At 63.9% G+C, this 274-nt stretch carries 1 protein-coding gene; it reads left to right on the plus strand.

Annotated features, from left to right (window positions below):
- On the plus strand, positions 1 to 274 hold a 274-nt coding region (locus NLU14_RS21770; RefSeq protein WP_275710541.1), incomplete at both ends, for a GntR family transcriptional regulator.

Below are 274 nucleotides of genomic sequence, written 5' to 3' on the forward strand. Positions count from 1 at the left end.
CGAACGACGGTCCGCAAGGCAATTGAGAACCTTGTGGCGCGCGGACAGGTCGAAATCCGCCGCGGCAAAGGCACCTTTGTCGCGCAGCGCAAGATCACTCAGGAATTGACCGAACTGACCGGCTTCGTCGAGGACATGCAGGCACTCGGCCGCACGCCGACCGCTCGGCTGCTGGATAAACAAGTCGTGCCCGCAGATGCAGACGTGGCCAGGCAACTCGCGGTGCCGCCTGGCGGTCTCGTAATGCGGATTCAGCGCATCCGGCTGGCCGATG

This window comes from Marinobacter iranensis, assembly GCF_029207565.1.
GTDB classification, from domain to species: Bacteria; Pseudomonadota; Gammaproteobacteria; order Pseudomonadales; family Oleiphilaceae; genus Marinobacter; species Marinobacter iranensis.